Origin of the sequence: Synechococcus sp. SynAce01 (assembly GCF_001885215.1) — a bacterium.
Classification (GTDB): Bacteria; Cyanobacteriota; Cyanobacteriia; order PCC-6307; family Cyanobiaceae; genus Regnicoccus; species Regnicoccus frigidus.
This window is the reverse complement of the sequence record NZ_CP018091.1, coordinates 1,494,778-1,511,010: the sequence shown is the minus strand read 5'-3', so window position 1 is coordinate 1,511,010 and position 16,233 is coordinate 1,494,778. Positions and strand designations below refer to the sequence as shown.

The window sequence follows — 16,233 nt, the reverse complement described above, 5'->3', positions numbered from 1 at the left end:
GCCGGGGGCACTGCTGGCTGGCCGGGGCTGGGGGGGCTCCGAGCTCATCCGTAAAGTTCCCGTACACCATTCATTTTGTTGTGACCACTGCAACCTCCGGACGTCTCGGCTATCTGCTGCGTTGGCTCGGCCTCACTCTGGTCGTGCTGCTGCTTTTCCAGGTGATGGCCGTCGCCGCCCTTGGCAACTGGGACGAGCCGGCCTTCGTTCAGGTGGTGCTGGAGCGGCTGATCAGCCAGGCGCCCATGGCCTTGGTGGGACTGTTATTGATGCTGTTCGGCTCCCGCCTCGACCATCCCGATCAGACACGCACACCGCTGCGCTGGCTGGTGATGGCGCTGGCCGCCGTGCTGGCCGTCGCCCTCGCCGTGGCGGTGCCATTGACGATCACGGGTGACGGAGAGCTCACGACCCAGAACGAGCAGGCCCTGGCCGCCCGACGCAGCCAGTTCGAGATGGCCAAGCAGCAGAGCGAGAATCCGGAGGTGATCCAGCAACTCGTCCAGCAGGCCGAACAGGCCGGACAGGTTCCAGCCCAAGCCACCCCCGAGCAGAAACTTGAGGCGGCGCGCGGTTTCATCGACCGCCAGCTCCAGCAGATGGAGCAGCAACTCCAACAGGAGGAACGGGCCAGCGGCATTGCCGTGAACCAGCGTCTCTACGGAGGCACGGCAGCCGCGATCGCCCTGACCATCGCCTTCACCCTGGTGGCCCTGGCCGCTGTCCTGTAAGGAACACTCCAGTCGATGGCTGGCTAAGTTGGTGCCAGTTTTCTGAACGCCGGTCTGCCGGACTCCACCGTTGGTTGAATCGAGTCCGAGATCTGATCAACTCCTGGCAGGGCGCTTGCGGCAGGACCTCAAGAACGATCTGATCGCCGGGCTTCTGGTGGTCATCCCCTTGGCGACCACGATCTGGCTGGCGACCACGCTCAGCCGTTTCGTGCTGGCCTTTCTGACCACGATTCCGAAACAGTTCAACCCGTTCAACACCCTCAATCCGCTCCTCCAGGACCTGATCAACCTGGGAGTTGGCCTGTCGGTGCCGCTGCTGGCCATCCTGCTGATCGGTCTGATGGCGCGGAACATTGTTGGGCGCTGGCTGCTTGATTTCGGCGAGGGAACCCTGCAGCGCATTCCCCTGGCCGGCTCCGTCTACAAAACCCTCAAGCAGCTGCTCGAAACCGTCTTTCGGGACAATTCCACCCGCTTCCGTCGGGTTGTATTGGTGGAATACCCGCGCGAGGGGCTGTTTGCGATCGGCTTTGTCACCGGGGTAATGGGCGCAGCCCTGCAGAGCGGATTCCCCGAACCCATGCTCAGCGTGTTCATCCCCACGGCACCCAACCCCACCACCGGCTGGTATGCGGTGGTGCCCGAACCTTCCGTGCGCGACATCGACCTCTCGGTTGAAGAAGCTTTCCGCACCATCATCTCGGCGGGGATCGTCAGCCCCGATGATGATCGCGCCGGCAAGGCCAGCCGCAGTTTTTCCAGCCTTCTGGCCCAGTTGCGCGCCCCTGTCTTCTCCTCCACCCCCCCGACCAAGGCCTGAGTCCGCTCAAGCCCTTCCCTAACCTCTTGATGCAGAGTCGATCCGTCTCCCGAGAACTGGCCCTGCTGATGCTCGGCCAGATCAGCGACCGCCTGCCGCCGGCCGATCTTCCCCTCGACCACCTGCTGCGTCAGGCCCTGGCCAGCCTCAATCAGCACGTGCGTGAAACGCTCGACAGCTCGGAACTGGAGTTGCAGAACGCCCAGCAGCAACTGCTCGACAGCGAACTGATCGATGGCGAAGCCCAGATCCCCCGGGTACGCGAACACCTGCGCAACGGTCTGGCCCATGCCGAGCAAGCCCTCAACCGCCTCTCGGCGAGCCTGGAACTGCCTCGCCTGCTGATGCTCGCCGATCAGGAGGAGATCCGTCGCGGAGCCCTCGATCGGGCCCGGGCCGTGCTGGAACGACGCGACGATCTCGATCAGCGCCTCGATGGCGTGATGGAGGGCTGGCGCCTGACCCGGCTGCCCCGCATCGACCGCGACATCCTGCGCCTGGCTGCTGTCGACCTCTACAGCTTTGGCACGCCAGCGGCGGTGGCCTGCAATGAAGCGGTGGAGCTGGCCAACCGCTACAGCGACGACCAGGGCCGGCGGATGATCAATGGCGTCCTGCGGCGTCTGATCACCACGGCCGCCTGAACTCCGCGCTCCTGAGCAAGCCATGGTCTTCGACTGGTTCAAACGAAGAGCTGCCCCAGCTGCGGAGCCTGCAAGTCCTGCCGATCAGGCTGAGCCGGCCAGCCCCGAGCCAAGTCAGATAGCCAAGCAGGCCAGCCAGACAGCCGTGGAGGCACCCTCCCAGGCCGCCCCGCTGGCCGCGCCGGCGCCGCTAGAGCCAGAGCTGGCGGCTGGGGGAGTTGATCAGGACGCCCTCGACTGGGCGCGCCAGGCCTACGCCCGACTCAAGGCCGAGCAACAGGCCAAGCAGGAACCCAGCCCAACCCCTCCAGCCGCTGAGCTGGCCCCAGAACGCACGGGCGCTCTTCCCCCGCAGCAGCCTCCCCAATCCACCCAGCCCGCCAGCGCCGAGCCAGACCAGAAACCTGCGACCGGTCTGTCGCTCCTGGAGCAGGCGGCGGCGGCGCGTCAGCAACGCCAGTCCGAGCTGCAGGCCCCAGAACTCCTGCCAGACCCGATTGAACCCGGGGCCTCCCAATCCAGCACTGCTGTTCCCAGCGCCAGGCCAGCCGCCACCACCGGAGCGGAAGCCCCCCAACTCCAGCTGGGCAGCTTCGATGCCGAGTTCAGCTGGTCGGCCGAGGTGCTGGCCGCCCAGGGGCGCCGCGTCGATCAGGTGTCGCTTGAGGAGATCGACTGGCTGAGCCGGCTCCGCCGTGGGCTGGAGAAATCCCGCCAGGGCTTTGTCTCCCAGTTGCTCGACACCCTCGGCGATGACCCACTCACGCCCGAGGTTCTCGACGATCTGGAAACCCTCCTGCTGCGGGCCGATGTCGGGGTGCAGGCCACCGATCAGGTGCTGGAGGCCCTGCGCCAGCGGCTCAACATCGAGGTGGTTGATCCTGCCGAGGGCTTCCGTTTCCTCAAGGAGCAGCTGCGCGGCCTGCTGGAGCAACCGATCACCGCCAGTGGCCAGAGCCTGCTGGCCCCCCAGCGGGATCAGCTCAATGTCTGGCTTTTGGTGGGCGTGAACGGGGTCGGCAAGACCACCACCCTGGGCAAGCTGGCCAACCTGGCGGTGCGCAGCGGTTACAGCTGTCTGATCGCCGCCGCCGACACTTTCCGCGCGGCCGCGGTGCAGCAGGTCACGGTCTGGGGAGAGCGCAGCGGCGTGCCGGTGATCGCCAACCCCAGCGCCAACGCCGATCCCGCCGCCGTGGTGTTCGATGCGATCGGGGCCGCCCAGGCCAAGGGCACCGAACTGGTGCTTGTCGACACGGCCGGCCGGCTGCAGACCAAGCACAACTTGATGGAAGAACTGGCCAAGGTGCGGCGCATCATCGACCGGCTGGCGCCTTCGGCGGCGGTGGAATCGCTGTTGGTGCTTGATGCCAGCCAGGGTCAGAATGGCTTGCGCCAGGCGATGGCCTTCGCGAGCGCCGCCGGCCTCACCGGCGTGGTGCTCACCAAGCTCGACGGCAGCGCCCGCGGCGGCGTGGCCCTGGCGGTGGCCTCGGAAGCCGGTCTGCCGATCCGCTTTGTTGGCGCCGGCGAAGGCATTGGTGATCTGCGGCCGTTCAACAGCTTCGAATTCGTTGAAGCGCTGCTGGCGACCTGAGCCACCAGGTGAACGCAGCAGCCTCAGGGCCCCAAATAAACCTTGCTAACCTGCGCGACCCAAGGGGTGAGCCCCGTTGAGCCGAGCGCCGTCGCCACGGGTGCCACCCCCGCCGCCTCGGCCGCATCCCTCGCTCACGGCAACGGCCTCGATGCGCCAGCTGCTCGAGAGCCTCAGCCGGGAACAAAGCCGCAACCAGGAACTCCTTGCCTCGCTTGGCTTTGCCTTGCGCAGTTTCACCAATCTGAATCGGTTTCTGGAGCTGGTGCCACTGGTGAGCGCTCGCTTGGTGGGAGCCGAGGGCAGCCTGCTGGTGCCGTTCCATGCCGATGGGCGCCTCTGGAAGGAGCAGTTCCAGGCCTCGCCGCCGGAGCGCAGCCACGACCTGCTGCGACAGCTGATCAGCCTGGCCGATCAGCCAAGGGCCCATCACTCCCCGGCGAATCAACCCCCAGTGGAAGGAGCGGCAGAGGAAGCCGTGGCCCTGCGGCTCGATCGGGACGTCGGCATGTTGCTGGGTGAGACCCAGGTGTTCGGCACCTCGGTCGTGGCCCGCAACCACCCGTGGGGACGGCTGTACGTGTTCGGCTCCAGCCAGGGCCTGAGCTGGAGCGACAGCCATCGCCGTCACATCCAGCTGGTGGCCGACCTCACCGCTGTGGCCATCGAGAGTGAATGGCTGCAGGAGGACAGCCGCCGCCATGAACGGCTCGATCGCCAGCTGAGTACGGGCGCGGAAATCCAGGCCCAGCTCCTGCCCAACGATTGCCCGGTGATCGAGGGGATCGAGCTGGCAGCCCATTGCCGGCCGGCCTTCCAGGTGGGCGGTGACTACTACGACTTCATCCCGACCCACCCCCAGCATTTCGGCCGTCAGCGGGAAACCTCGCCCTGGGCCCTGGTGATGGGCGATGTGATGGGCAAGGGTGTGCCGGCCGGCCTGCTGATGACCCTGTTGCGCGGCATGCTGCGGGCCGAGGTGCTCAGCGGTCTGCCGCCCGATCGCATCCTCCACGACCTCAACGCGCTGGCCCAGGAAGACCTGGCCCATTCGCATCGGTTCGTGACGCTGTTCTATTCCGATTTCGATCCACTCACCCGGGTGCTGCGCTATGCCAACGCGGCCCACAATCCACCACTGATCTGTCGTCGCGAGGGCTACCGGGTCGAGCGGCTCGATGCCCCCGGCCTGCTGATCGGCCTGCAGCTCGAAGCGGACTATGGCTGCCAGCAGGTGGTGCTCGAACCCGGAGATGTCATCCTCTATTACACCGATGGGGTCAGTGAAGCCGCCGGCCCGGGCGGGGAGCGCTTCGATGAAGACCGGCTGATCCAATGCCTGCAATCCGCCAGCCGGTCCGGTCTGCCTGCCCAGGGCATCCTTGATCGCCTGTTCGCCCGCCTGGATCGCTTCGTCGGCGCTGGCCACCAACTCGATGACGATGCCTCGATGGTGGTGCTGAAAGTGCGCGACGAAGTGAGGCTTCCCTTCCTGCCCGGCTGATGCGTCAAGCTGAGCCCCAGGGCCGCAACGGAGTTGGATGGAAGGGGAGATTTCCTCAGCGGAGGCAGGGCTGAGCACTGGCAGCGGAACCACAGGCAGCAGCAGCGGCTGGAGCGACCGCTTCGAGCAGGGCCTGCATCCGGCGATCGAGCGCTTCAATGCCTCGATCGGCTTCGATCTCGCCCTGCTTCCCCAGGATCTCGATGGCTCGATCGCCCATGCCCGCATGCTGGGCCGTTGCGGTGTGATCAGCCTCGCTGAGGCCGACGGCCTGATCGCCGGGCTTGAGGCGGTGCGGGCCGAGGCGGCCGCCGGCAGCTTCAACCCTGGCCTGGAAGCGGAGGACGTCCACTTCGCGGTGGAGCGACGCCTGATCGAGCTGCTCGGCCCGCTGGGCAAGAAGCTGCACACCGGCCGCAGCCGCAATGATCAGGTCGGCACCGATCTGCGCCTCTGGCTGCGCCAGAAGATCGACGGGATCGATCAAGGTCTGGAGCGCTTCCAGCTGGCCCTGCTGCTGCAGGCCGAAGCCCACACCGACACCTTGATCCCCGGCTACACCCATCTGCAGCGGGCCCAGCCTCTCTGCCTGGCCCACCACCTGATGGCCTACCTGGAGATGGCCGAGCGCGACCGACAGAGGCTGGCCGACGTGCGCCGGCGGGTGAACATCTGCCCCCTGGGCGCCGCGGCCCTGGCCGGCACCCCCGTCCCGATCGACCGGCGCCAGACCGCCGCCGAACTGGGGTTTGAAAGCCTCTACGCCAACAGCCTCGACGCGGTCAGCGATCGCGATTTCGCCGTCGAATTCAGCGCCGCCGCCAGCCTGATCCTGGTGCACCTCAGCCGCCTGGCTGAAGAGGTGATCCTCTGGGCCAGCGAGGAGTTCAGCTTCGTGCGGCTCACCGACCGTTGCGCCACCGGCAGCAGCCTGATGCCGCAGAAGAAGAACCCGGATGTGCCGGAGCTGGTGCGCGGCAAGACCGGGCGGGTGTTCGGCCATCTCCAGGGCCTGCTGACGATGATCAAGGGCCTGCCCCTGGCCTACAACAAAGATTTCCAGGAAGACAAGGAAGCCCTCTTCGATGTGGTCCGCACCACCGAAGATTGCCTCGAAGCGATGGCGATTTTGATCGAGGAGGGCATCAGCTTCCGCCCCGAGCGGCTGGAGCAGGCCGTGGCGGCCGATTTCTCCAATGCCACCGATGTGGCCGATTATCTCGTCGCCCGGGGGGTGCCGTTCCGGGAGGCCTACCAGCTGGTCGGCGGTGTGGTGAAAACCTGCCTGGGCGAAGGGGTGCTGCTGCGCGACCTGCCCCTGGAGCGCTGGCAGCTGCTGCATCCGGCCTTTGCCGCCGACCTCTACGCCGCCATCGCCCCGCGCCAGGTGGTGGCGGCCCGTCGCAGCGAAGGGGGCACCGGATTTGCCCAGGTGAAGGAGCAGGTTCGCCTCGCCCGCGTGCGGCTCGGCCCCGGGACCACTGGCGAGCAACCACCGATCAGGGATTGATTCTTAAATCTTTGATCCAGAACCTGCTGGCTTTGCAGATCGGCCTTAAAATCATCAGACGATGAATCTGGATAATGAATTTGATTGAGGAATTCATATTTTTGAGTCAGCTTTATTTCGCTTCGCAGCAGCATTTTGCATCAACTGCTGATCTATTCAATCCCTTCCTGTCGTGAGTATTTTCGTAGGTAATCTTCCCTTTCATGCAGAGCAGAGTGATGTAGCCGAACTGTTTGCTCCTTTTGGCGCCATTGCCAGCTGCAACCTGCCTGTAGAGCGGGAAACCGGCCGCAAGCGCGGTTTCGCCTTTGTCGAGATGGCGGAGCCGGCCAGCGAAAACCGGGCCATTGAGGCCCTGCAGGCCGCAGAGCTGATGGGTCGTCCCCTGCGCATCAACAAGGCGGAGCCCCGGGGAGCCGCGCCGCGCCCTGAGCCGGTGGATGGAGGCCCCCGTCCGCGCTACCAGCGCGGCAGCGTGGGCTGGGAAGACCGCAGTCGCCCCCTCTGAGCAAGCCGTGAAGGCCGGTGGCGAACCGCCTTAGAGGCCTGCTTGCTCCAGCGTCACAGCGGCCTGCTCCAGCACTTCGGGCCCGGCCGTTCGCACACCAGCGGCCTCCCCCAGCTGACGCCGCCAGTGGCGGGCACCAGCCACACCTTCCACCAAGTGCACCAGGTGACGGGCGATCGGCCAGAGCCGGCCGCCGCCCTCACACCAACGGCTGACGTAGGGAATCAGGCCGCGCAGCACCGCCGAGGCCAACGCGGCCTGGTGGTCAGCCACCCCGAACAGTTCCCGATCCACGCTCCCCCAGCGCAGCGGGTGGTCATAGGCGGCACGACCCACCATCACCCCATCCACATGCGGCAGCTGGGCCTGACAGTCGGCCAACTCCAGCAGACCGCCATTGAGCTCAAAGAGAAGCTCCGGTCGTTCGCGCTTAAGCCGGTGCACCAGGTCGTAACGCAACGGCGGAATCGTGCGGTTCTGCTTGGGATCAAGGCCCGAGAGCCAGGCCTTGCGGGCATGGACGCTGAAGCGGGCGACGCCGGCGGCAGCCAGGGTGTCCACGAAGGCCAGGAGTTCGGCGTAGGAATCCTGGTCGTCGATGCCGATCCGGTGTTTCACCGTCACCGGCAGGGGCCCCTGGGCCATCGCCTCGACGCAGCGGGCCAGATGGGCAGGCTCAGCCATCAGGCAGGCGCCGAAGCGCCCCTTCTGCACCCGCTCGCTTGGGCAGCCCACGTTCAGGTTGATCTCGTCATACCCCCAGGCCGCTGCCAGTTGGGCCGCTTCGGCGAGCAGGCGGGGATCGTCACCGCCAACCTGGAGGGCGAGGGGCTTTTCGCAGGGGTCGAAATCCAGCAGGCTGTCGCGACGGCCGTGGTGCAGGGCCTGCGCCACCACCATCTCGGTGTAGAGAAGGCTGTGGCGAGTGATCTGCCGCATCAACACCCGGAAGTGGCGATCGGTGCAGTCCATCATCGGCGCCACACTGAAGCGATACGCGGCTGTCGCCGTCGGCTGACCGTGCCCCTCTCCCATCCACCCATGCTGCCTTTTGATCAGTCCCTGGTGGTGGCCGGCGGTGGTCCGGCCGGCTACATGGCTGCCATCACAGCAGCGGAGAGGGGGCTCAAAGGAGTCTTGCTGCTTGAAGCCACCCTGCAGCCACTCGGCAAGGTCCTGATCAGTGGTGGTGGCCGCTGCAACGTCACCCATGGCTGCTGGGATCCGCGAGCGCTGGTGGGCCATTACCCCCGGGGCAGCAAGGCCCTGCGCGGAACCTTCAGTCGCTTTGCCGCCGGCGACACCCTGGCCTGGTTTGCCAGCCGCGGCCTGGAGCTGGTGGAAGAGCCCGATGGGCGCCTGTTCCCGCGCAGCAACCGTTCCAGCTCCGTGGTCGCGTTGCTGGAAGCGACGGCCGCCGCCGCCGGGGTCAGCGTCTGGCGCGGCGCGGCCCTGCGGGGCGCCCAGCCCCTGGAGCAGGGGGGATTTGAGTTGCAATTGCGCTTGCCGGCCCACAGCCAGGAGCGCGGCCAACAAGCCCAGCTGCGCAGCCGCCGCTTGCTGCTGGCCACCGGCGGGCACCCCAGCGGGCGGGCACTGGCAACCCAGCTGGGCCATGGGGTGGTGGCTCCGGTGCCTTCGCTGTTCACCCTGGCGCTGGACGCCAACCCCCTAGCTGAGCTCAGCGGCGTTGTCATGGACCCGGTGGGTCTGGAACTGCTACTGCCAGGCCAGCGCTTCGAGCAGCAGGGAACGGCCCTGATCACCCACTGGGGCTTGAGCGGCCCGGCCACCCTGCGGCTGACCGCCTTCGCCGCCCGTGCCCTCAAAGAGCAGAACTACCACGCCCAGCTGCGGGTCGACTGGAGCGGCGGCAGGCCCGCCGCCGAGCTGGAGGCGGCCTTCAGCTCGGCCCGGATCGAGCAAGCCAAGCGGCTGCTGTGCAACTGGCGCCCGTGGCCGGAACTGAGCCGGCGGCTTTGGATCCATCTGCTGGAAGCCAACGACGTGAGCGGGCAGAAGCGCTGGGCTGACCTGGGCCGCAGCGAGCAACGGCGCCTGATCACGGCCCTGCGCGCCAGCTGTTATGCGGTGAGCGGCCGCGGCCCCTTCGGCGAGGAATTCGTCACCGCCGGTGGAGTGAACCTGGGGGAGGTGACGATGGCCACGATGGAGAGCCGCCTGCAACCTGGGCTGTTCTTCGCCGGGGAACTGCTCGATATCGACGGCGTGACCGGTGGGTTCAATTTTCAGCATTGCTGGACCTCAGGCTGGCTGGCCGGCCAGGCGATTGCGGCAGCGGCTGCAACTGAGGCGGTGGCAGCGGTGCCTACAGGAAAGTTGCCAACCCGGGAAACGCCTACCTGATCTTGTCGAAAACCGAGAACATCGGCATGTACATGGCCAGCAGAATGGCCGCCACGATGACGCCCACAATCACGATCATGGCTGGCTCCAGCAGGGCCGTGAGCGCTTTTGCCGTGGATGCAACCTCATCTTCGTAGAAATCGGCAACCTTGGAGAGCATCTTGTCCATTTCACCGGTTTCTTCTCCCACTTCCAGCATGCTCAGTGCCATGTCTGGAAAGACGGATTTTCGGGCGAGCGCCTCACTCAAGGGAATCCCGTTCTGGAGTTCCTGACTTGAGAAGGCGATTGCATCAGCAATAATCGCATTGCCGACCGTATCGCGCACAATTTCAAGGGCCGTGAGAATCGGAACACCCGCCTTGCTCAAGGAACTGAACGTGCGGCAGAACTGAGCCGTGGAGGTTTTCAGAATCAGATCGCCGAACAGGGGAAGCTTCAGCAATGCAGCGTCAACCCTGCGGCGGCCAGTCGGGGTTTTGTAAAAGCCACGCAACAACCAGGCCGCCAGAATCAGGGCACCGATCAAATAGATCGAAAACGGTGAGCGCAACAACGCACTGATGCCAACCATCATCTGGGTGAACCAAGGGAGTTCGGCACCGAGCTGATCGAAGATCGTCGCGAACGTGGGGATCAGGAAGATCGTCATCCCTAGGAACACGGCCACCGCGATAACCAGAACGGCGACCGGATACCCCAAGGCTCCCTTGATCTGATTCTGCAGTTTGGCATTTTGCTCCAACAGAATCGACAATCGTTTGAGGGTTTCATCGAGGACACCACCCGTTTCTCCCGCTTCAATCATCGCCACACTGAGCCGATCAAAGACCTTGGGCCACTGGCGCATCGCACTGCTGAGGCTTTCGCCCTGGCTGATGTTCTGGCTGATCGCCTCCAGCGATCGCCGAAACAGGGGCTTCTTCTGCTGATTGGCCATCAGCGTCAGGCTGCGCACGATCGGCACACCCGAGTCGATCAGCACCGCGAGCTTGTTCGCGAACAGCGCCTTGTCCCGAACGCTGGGGCTGGCCTCGAACACTTTGCCGAGGTCGAGCTGGAGTCGATGGCCCGGCTTGCCTTTGGCGGCCAAAGCGGAGGAACTGGCCGTGAGCGGAACAATCGAGCGAGCCAGGATGCCGCGACGCCGCAGATCCCGTTTGGCACTGACCAGGTCGTGCGCCGTGACCCGGAGTTGCTTGGTGACTCCTCGGGGTGTGGTGAAGGTGGCGAGGAAGGCGGCCATGGCGATCCGCTCAGCGCTGGCTGCTGATCAGGCGGCTGAGCTCGTCGGGCCTGGTGGATCGGGAGCGGGCCTCATCGAAGCTGATGGCACCCTCGGCGACCAACGCGGCGAGGGCCTTCTCCAGGGTCTGCATGCCGAACTGGCCGCCGGTCTGGAGCTGGGAATAGATCTGAGCTGTTTTGCCTTCCCGGATCAGGTTGGCTACAGCCGGTGTGTTGACCATGATTTCCTGGGCCATCACCCGGCCGAACGCATGGCCACTGGGGTCGCTGCGCAGGCAGAGGGTCTGGGCAAAGATCGCCGCGAGGCTGCCGCTGAGCTGGACCCGTACCTGGGTCTGCTGGTTGGAGGGAAACACGTCGACCATCCGATCCACCGTCTGGGCGGCGGAGCTGGTGTGGAGCGTGGCGAAAACGAGATGACCGGTTTCGGCGGCCGTGATCGCCAACTGAATCGTTTCGAGGTCGCGCAGTTCCCCCACCAGGATCACGTCGGGATCTTCACGCAACGCTGCTCTGAGGGCATTGCTGAAGCTCTTGGTGTCTTCGTTGAGCTGGCGCTGATGAATCAAGCTGCGATCACTCTGATAGACGAACTCAATCGGATCTTCAATCGTCAGAATATGCTTAGAACTCGTGTGATTGATCTCATCAAGCAGCGAAGCCAGGGTGGTGCTCTTGCCGGAGCCGGTCGGCCCTGTGACCAGCACAAGCCCGGAAGGTCGTTTTGTTGTCTCGATCACAACGGCAGGCAGTCCCAGCTCCCCAGCAGCCGGGATCTTGCTGCTCAGAGCACGAAGGCAAGCAGCGTAGGACCCATTCTGGCTATAGACATTGACGCGAAATCTGGCGATATCACGAAGGCCATAGGCGCAATCGAGCTCCCAGGTCTGCTCTAGGTGCTGGCGTTGCCCATCGTTGAGAATCGAGAAGATCATGCGATTGCAGTCGTCCTCTGAGAGCCTGGCGGCCTGCATGACCCGCAGTTCCCCATTGAAGCGGCCGAAGGGGGGCTGGCCAGCACTGAGATGGAGATCGCTGCCTTTCTCCTGGATCAGCTGCCCCATCAAGTCTTGAATCTGCAGCTCCATTGGCTTGTTTTAACGAAAGAATCGCTCAGGATCTAGAGCTGAATCCAATGGATCTCCTGATCTCCCCGCCAGTCCAATACTGCAGCCGAGCCACTGGTCAGGCACTTGGCACAAGATCAGGCCCTTGGCGCGAGGCAGTAGGGGCATTCCAGCCACTCACTCCTGAGGCCAGCTCCGCAGCCCTGGCAGGTCAAGGTGGTGAGAGCGCGCAAACGGCGCTCGGATTCCAGTTCGGTATCCGTGAGCAGCATTCGTTCAACTTCTTCCAGGGTTGTGTATCCCCTCCTGACCAAATCCAGGCCATAACCGAGCAAGGTTTTCATGCCTGAATCCAAGGCAAGTCGGCGGATCACATCCGTACTGGCCCCCTGGGCGATTGCGGTAGACAGGGCCTCATTGATTCGTAGCACCTCATACACTCCGACCCGTCCCTTGTATCCCCTTCCTTGGCAAGTTGGGCAGACAGACTGTTCGGCATTGGGGGAATGATTGGCCCGATAAAAAGTAATCGTTTCCTCCTGGCTGGCAAACAAGCCGAAATGGCCCAGGTCTTCTTCGCTGGGGTGGTAACGGCTGCGGCAGGTCATGCAGAGCCGGCGCAGCAACCGCTGCGAAACGATGCCCAGCAGGGAGGCGCTGACCATGAACGGCTCCACGCCCATGTCCTGCAGGCGAGCGATCGCACTCGGCGCATCGTTGCAATGCAGGGTGGTCAGCACCAGATGTCCCGTCAGGGCGGCCTCGATCGCCGTCTTGGCAGTTTCACCATCGCGGGTCTCGCCCACCAACAGCACGTCGGGGTCCTGGCGCATAAAGGCCCGCAGGGCCGTGCTGAAGTCATAGCCCTTGTCCCGATTCACCTGGGTCTGGGTGATTCCCTTGAGCATGTATTCGATCGGATCTTCCACCGTCGAGATGTTGATGCCCGGTTCGTTGCGCTCCGAGAGCAGGGCATAAAGGGAGGTGGACTTGCCCGATCCGGTCGGTCCGGTGACCAGAATCATTCCGAACGGTTTGCAGCCAAGGGCCCGCACCTGGGCCAGGGCAGCGGGTTCGGTAATCAAGGCATCGAGGCTGAGCTGGGTGCTGCTGCTGTCGAGCAGCCGCAGCACCACCTTTTCTCCCCAGCGGCCCGGCAAGGTGCTGACCCGCAGCTCGATGCGGCGGCCCTTGTACATCCGGCGGATGCGCCCGTCCTGGGGCATGCGGCGCTCGGCGATATCCAGCTCGGCCATGATCTTCAGCCGGGAGGTGATCGCTGGGATCAGCCGTTTCGGCAGTTGTTCCAGGGGGTGGAGCACCCCGTCCTGTCGAAAGCGGATCTGCAACCCATCTTCCTGTGGCTCTACATGGATGTCGCTGGAGTCGGTGTCGAGGGCCTGGATCAGGATCCGGTTCACCAGGCTGATCACCGGTGAGGACTGTGGGGCCGAGAGGTTGGCCTCCAGATCCAGCGTGGCGTCCCGGTCTTGGTCGTCCGGCACCTCGGTCTGCTGATCCTCGAGGCTGAGGTCATCGAGCAGCGAAAACCGGCTCACGGCAGCGGCCGGTGCGGGGGGGAGGCCCGGGTTGGCCGGCCTGGGCGCCCGTTCAAGCTGGCGTTGCGCCATCCGCTCGGCCAGCACGGTATCGATCTCCTGCTTCAGAGCGAAGCGGAACTCGATCTGAAGCCCGCCTTTAGCGACGGCCGTTGCCAGGGCGTTGCGCTGCTGGGCCTCCCAATTGGCCGGCACCGCCACCACCAGGCTCTCGCCGAGCTGCTGCAGCGGCAGGCAGCTGTGCTGCTGCCAGCCACGGGCATCGATCGCCGCGCAGGCCTCGATCGCCCGCCGGTCCGCCTGCTGCAGCTCACCGATGCGGAGCAGCGGCTCTTCGCGTTCCGTGGCATTGGGGACCGGTCCGTGGCTGGAACGCGTCATGGCCGCTGGGGGTGTTCAGGAGGTGCGGGCTTCCGCCGCTTGTGGGAGGCACGCTCTGGCGTCCAACATGTCTAGGAGCGATTGGCGGTTAAGTCAGCATGAGTGGAGAAGCCTCACCCATTGGTCGGGAACCGTTCGCCGAGGCGGATGCCCTGCAAGATGGCCATCCCCAGACGATCGATTCCCCCGTTGTAGCCGGGGGTGAACAACCCGCAGGCGGCTCTCAGAGTGATCAACAGGGCAAGCCTGCGGGTGGCCCAGATCCTGCGGAGGAGCCAGGCGCGGACCGGGGCAGTGGCGCCCCCAGCGCCGCTGAGATCGCCCAGGAGCTGGCTGCCCTGCGCCTGGAACACGACACGGTCCGAAGCCAGTACATGCGGATCGCCGCCGACTTCGACAATTTCCGCAAGCGCCAGAGCCGGGATCAGGAGGATCTGCGTCTGCAGATCACCTGCTCCACCCTCAGCGAAATCCTGCCGGTGGTCGACAATTTCGATCGCGCCCGGCAGCAGCTCAATCCCCAGAGCGAAGAAGCCCAGGGCCTGCACCGCAGCTATCAGGTGCTTTACGAGCAGCTGGTGAAAGTGTTCAAGCAGCTGGGGGTGGCCCCGATGCGGGTGGAGGGGGAAGTGTTTGATCCGATGCTGCACGAGGCGGTGCTGCGCGAGCCCAGTGAGCGCTACCCCGAAGACTTCATCGTCGAAGAGCTGCAGCGTGGGTACCAGCTCGACGGACGGGTCCTGCGCCATGCTCTGGTGAAAGTGTCGATGGGTCCAGGCCCGACGACGGACCCGGCCGAGCCCAACGCAGGCCAGGACAGTTCAGCCGGAGATGGGGCAACACTCTGATGGCCGACTACTACGACCTGCTGGGGGTGGGGCGCGATGCCGATGCCGACTCACTCAAGCGTTCCTACCGACGTCTTGCCCGTCAGTATCACCCTGATGTGAACAGGGATCCCGGGGCCGAAGACCGCTTCAAGGAGATCGGTCGGGCTTACGAAATCCTCAGCGATCCCCAGACCCGCGCCCGCTACGACCAGTTCGGTGAGGCCGGCGTCAGCGGCGGCGGGGCGCCGGACATGGGCGATGTGGGCGGCTTCGCCGACCTGTTCGAAACCTTCTTCAGCGGCTTCGGTGGCGGGGCCCAGGGCGGCGCCCCCCGTCGCCGCGGCCCCCGCCAGGGCGACGACCTGCGGCTCGACCTCAACATCAGCTTCAACGAAGGGGTGTTCGGCCAGGAGCGTGACGTCCAGATCCGCCACCTGGAAACCTGCAGCACCTGCTCTGGCTCGGGCGCCAAGACCGGCAGCGGCCCCACCACCTGTGGCACCTGCGCAGGAGCCGGCCAGGTGCGTCGCGCCACCCGCACCCCCTTCGGCAGCTTCACCCAGGTGGCCCCCTGTCCCAGTTGCGAAGGCAGCGGCCAGGTGATTGCCAACCCCTGCGGCGATTGCGGCGGCCAGGGGGTGCAGCAGGTGCGCAAGAAACTGCGGATCACGATTCCAGCCGGCGTCGATTCCGGCACCCGCCTGCGGGTCAGCAGTGAAGGCAACGCTGGCCAGCGGGGTGGCCCCCCTGGCGATCTCTACGTCTACCTGTCGGTGCAGGCCCACGACAAGCTGCACCGCGAAGGCATCCACATCCACTCCGACGTGGCGGTGAACTATCTCCAGGCCATCCTCGGCGACAAGATCGAAGTGGACACCGTGGATGGCCCTGAAACCATGGAGATTCCGGCCGGCAGTCAACCTGGCGCCGTGCTCACGCTCAGCGGCAAAGGGGTGCCGCGGCTGGGCAATCCCGTGGCGCGAGGCAATCACCTGATCACGATCAAGGTGCAACTTCCCACCAAGGTCAGCAGCCATGAACGGGAGCTGCTCGAACAACTGGCCGGACACCACTCCGACAAGGGGCATCCCCACAAGAGCGGCCTGTTCGGAGGCCTGTTCGGTTAGGACCGTTGCAGCGGCACTGAATGGCGGTGGACAAGGGGGTGGATGAAAAGGTGGACGGTCCAGAGTCCCAAAGACAGGTTGATCCTGAGGCCAGCGTCGACCTGCGCGGCACCCCCTGCCCGGTCAATTTCATTCGCAGCCGCCTCAAGCTGGAAACCATCGCGCCTGGCGCCTGGCTCCAGGTGGACCTCGATGGCGGCGAGCCCGAGCGGATGGTGAGCGAGGGCCTCAGATCGGAAGGACACTGGGTCGAATCCAGCCCTCTGCAGAACCCGATCAGCGCCGCCGAGGCCCCCGCAGCGGTGCGGTTACTGATCCGCCGCGACGGCGCCTAGGC

General features: G+C 65.1%; 14 protein-coding genes and 1 pseudogene. 11 read left to right on the top strand and 4 right to left on the bottom strand.

Translation table 11 applies throughout. The features are described from left to right. Positions 1-80: 80 nt before the first annotated feature. From BM449_RS07890 to BM449_RS07860, 7 genes and pseudogenes are all read left to right on the top strand, one after another. On the top strand, positions 81-731 hold the full coding sequence (locus tag BM449_RS07890; RefSeq protein ID WP_071800771.1) for an HpsJ family protein: 651 nt from the start codon (positions 81-83) through the stop codon (positions 729-731). 70 nt (positions 732-801) lie between these two features. Continuing rightward, the gene (locus tag BM449_RS07885; protein ID WP_071800770.1) at positions 802-1,554 is read left to right on the top strand and encodes a DUF502 domain-containing protein; all 753 of its coding nucleotides are present in this window, start codon (positions 802-804) and stop codon (positions 1,552-1,554) included. 29 nt (positions 1,555-1,583) lie between these two features. Next, positions 1,584-2,198 carry a transcription antitermination factor NusB gene (gene nusB / locus BM449_RS07880; RefSeq protein ID WP_071800769.1) on the top strand — a complete coding sequence of 205 codons (615 nt, stop codon included), beginning with the start codon at positions 1,584-1,586 and terminating at the stop codon, positions 2,196-2,198. A gap of 22 nt (positions 2,199-2,220) precedes the next feature. Next, the gene (ftsY, locus tag BM449_RS07875; RefSeq protein WP_071800768.1) at positions 2,221-3,795 is read left to right on the top strand and encodes a signal recognition particle-docking protein FtsY; all 1,575 of its coding nucleotides are present in this window, start codon (positions 2,221-2,223) and stop codon (positions 3,793-3,795) included. A 151-nt stretch (positions 3,796-3,946) separates the two neighbouring features. Beyond that, positions 3,947-5,299: a GAF domain-containing SpoIIE family protein phosphatase gene (locus BM449_RS07870; protein WP_071800767.1), complete on the top strand. Its 1,353-nt coding sequence runs from the start codon at positions 3,947-3,949 to the stop codon at positions 5,297-5,299. Positions 5,300-5,336: 37 nt separating this feature from the next. After that, on the top strand, positions 5,337-6,809 hold the full coding sequence (gene argH / locus BM449_RS07865; RefSeq protein ID WP_071800766.1) for an argininosuccinate lyase: 1,473 nt from the start codon (positions 5,337-5,339) through the stop codon (positions 6,807-6,809). 172 nt (positions 6,810-6,981) lie between these two features. Next, positions 6,982-7,236 (top strand): annotated as a pseudogene (locus BM449_RS07860) (RNA-binding protein); the annotation flags it as partial. Positions 7,237-7,347: 111 nt separating this feature from the next. Here BM449_RS07860 and dusA read toward each other — a convergent pair. After that, positions 7,348-8,352: a tRNA dihydrouridine(20/20a) synthase DusA gene (dusA, locus tag BM449_RS07855; RefSeq protein WP_071800765.1), complete on the bottom strand. Its 1,005-nt coding sequence runs from the start codon at positions 8,350-8,352 to the stop codon at positions 7,348-7,350. Between the two features lie 6 nt (positions 8,353-8,358). Here dusA and BM449_RS07850 point away from each other — a divergent pair, with 6 nt between their 5' ends. After that, positions 8,359-9,684, top strand: coding sequence for an NAD(P)/FAD-dependent oxidoreductase (locus BM449_RS07850; protein ID WP_071800764.1), 1,326 nt, complete (start codon positions 8,359-8,361; stop codon positions 9,682-9,684). Here the strand turns inward: BM449_RS07850 and BM449_RS07845 are convergent. The 3 genes from BM449_RS07845 to BM449_RS07835 form a co-directional block, all read right to left on the bottom strand. Further along, on the bottom strand, positions 9,677-10,930 hold the full coding sequence (locus BM449_RS07845; RefSeq protein WP_071800763.1) for a type II secretion system F family protein: 1,254 nt from the start codon (positions 10,928-10,930) through the stop codon (positions 9,677-9,679). The two genes, BM449_RS07850 and BM449_RS07845, sit on opposite strands and share 8 nt — an antisense overlap. A 10-nt stretch (positions 10,931-10,940) precedes the next feature. Then, on the bottom strand, positions 10,941-12,020 hold the full coding sequence (locus BM449_RS07840; RefSeq protein WP_071800762.1) for a type IV pilus twitching motility protein PilT: 1,080 nt from the start codon (positions 12,018-12,020) through the stop codon (positions 10,941-10,943). Positions 12,021-12,136: 116 nt separating this feature from the next. Further along, complete coding sequence (locus BM449_RS07835; RefSeq protein WP_120352773.1) at positions 12,137-13,939, bottom strand: GspE/PulE family protein; 1,803 nt, start codon at positions 13,937-13,939, stop codon at positions 12,137-12,139. A 98-nt stretch (positions 13,940-14,037) separates the two neighbouring features. Here BM449_RS07835 and grpE point away from each other — a divergent pair, with 98 nt between their 5' ends. From grpE to BM449_RS07820, 3 genes are read left to right on the top strand one after another with little or no spacing between them, the layout of a single operon-like run. Beyond that, positions 14,038-14,787 (top strand): nucleotide exchange factor GrpE, encoded by a 750-nt coding sequence (grpE, locus tag BM449_RS07830; protein ID WP_071800761.1) that lies wholly within the window; start codon positions 14,038-14,040, stop codon positions 14,785-14,787. Beyond that, entirely contained in the window at positions 14,787-15,896 is a 1,110-nt protein-coding gene (gene dnaJ / locus BM449_RS07825) for a molecular chaperone DnaJ (RefSeq protein WP_071800760.1), read from the top strand. The genes grpE and dnaJ overlap by 1 nt, the downstream gene beginning before the upstream one ends. A gap of 20 nt (positions 15,897-15,916) precedes the next feature. Next, positions 15,917-16,231: a sulfurtransferase TusA family protein gene (locus BM449_RS07820; RefSeq protein WP_071800759.1), complete on the top strand. Its 315-nt coding sequence runs from the start codon at positions 15,917-15,919 to the stop codon at positions 16,229-16,231. Positions 16,232-16,233: the final 2 nt, after the last annotated feature.

Coding starts and splice junctions, on each gene's coding strand:
- grpE (WP_071800761.1), top strand. CDS start 14,038: ATGAGTGGAGAAGCCTCACCCATTGGTCGGGAACCGTTCGCCGAGGCG.
- BM449_RS07835 (WP_120352773.1), bottom strand. CDS start 13,939: ATGACGCGTTCCAGCCACGGACCGGTCCCCAATGCCACGGAACGCGAA.
- dusA (WP_071800765.1), bottom strand. CDS start 8,352: ATGGGAGAGGGGCACGGTCAGCCGACGGCGACAGCCGCGTATCGCTTC.
- nusB (WP_071800769.1), top strand. CDS start 1,584: ATGCAGAGTCGATCCGTCTCCCGAGAACTGGCCCTGCTGATGCTCGGC.
- ftsY (WP_071800768.1), top strand. CDS start 2,221: ATGGTCTTCGACTGGTTCAAACGAAGAGCTGCCCCAGCTGCGGAGCCT.
- dnaJ (WP_071800760.1), top strand. CDS start 14,787: ATGGCCGACTACTACGACCTGCTGGGGGTGGGGCGCGATGCCGATGCC.
- BM449_RS07840 (WP_071800762.1), bottom strand. CDS start 12,020: ATGGAGCTGCAGATTCAAGACTTGATGGGGCAGCTGATCCAGGAGAAA.
- argH (WP_071800766.1), top strand. CDS start 5,337: ATGGAAGGGGAGATTTCCTCAGCGGAGGCAGGGCTGAGCACTGGCAGC.
- BM449_RS07870 (WP_071800767.1), top strand. CDS start 3,947: ATGCGCCAGCTGCTCGAGAGCCTCAGCCGGGAACAAAGCCGCAACCAG.
- BM449_RS07850 (WP_071800764.1), top strand. CDS start 8,359: ATGCTGCCTTTTGATCAGTCCCTGGTGGTGGCCGGCGGTGGTCCGGCC.
- BM449_RS07820 (WP_071800759.1), top strand. CDS start 15,917: ATGGCGGTGGACAAGGGGGTGGATGAAAAGGTGGACGGTCCAGAGTCC.
- BM449_RS07845 (WP_071800763.1), bottom strand. CDS start 10,930: ATGGCCGCCTTCCTCGCCACCTTCACCACACCCCGAGGAGTCACCAAG.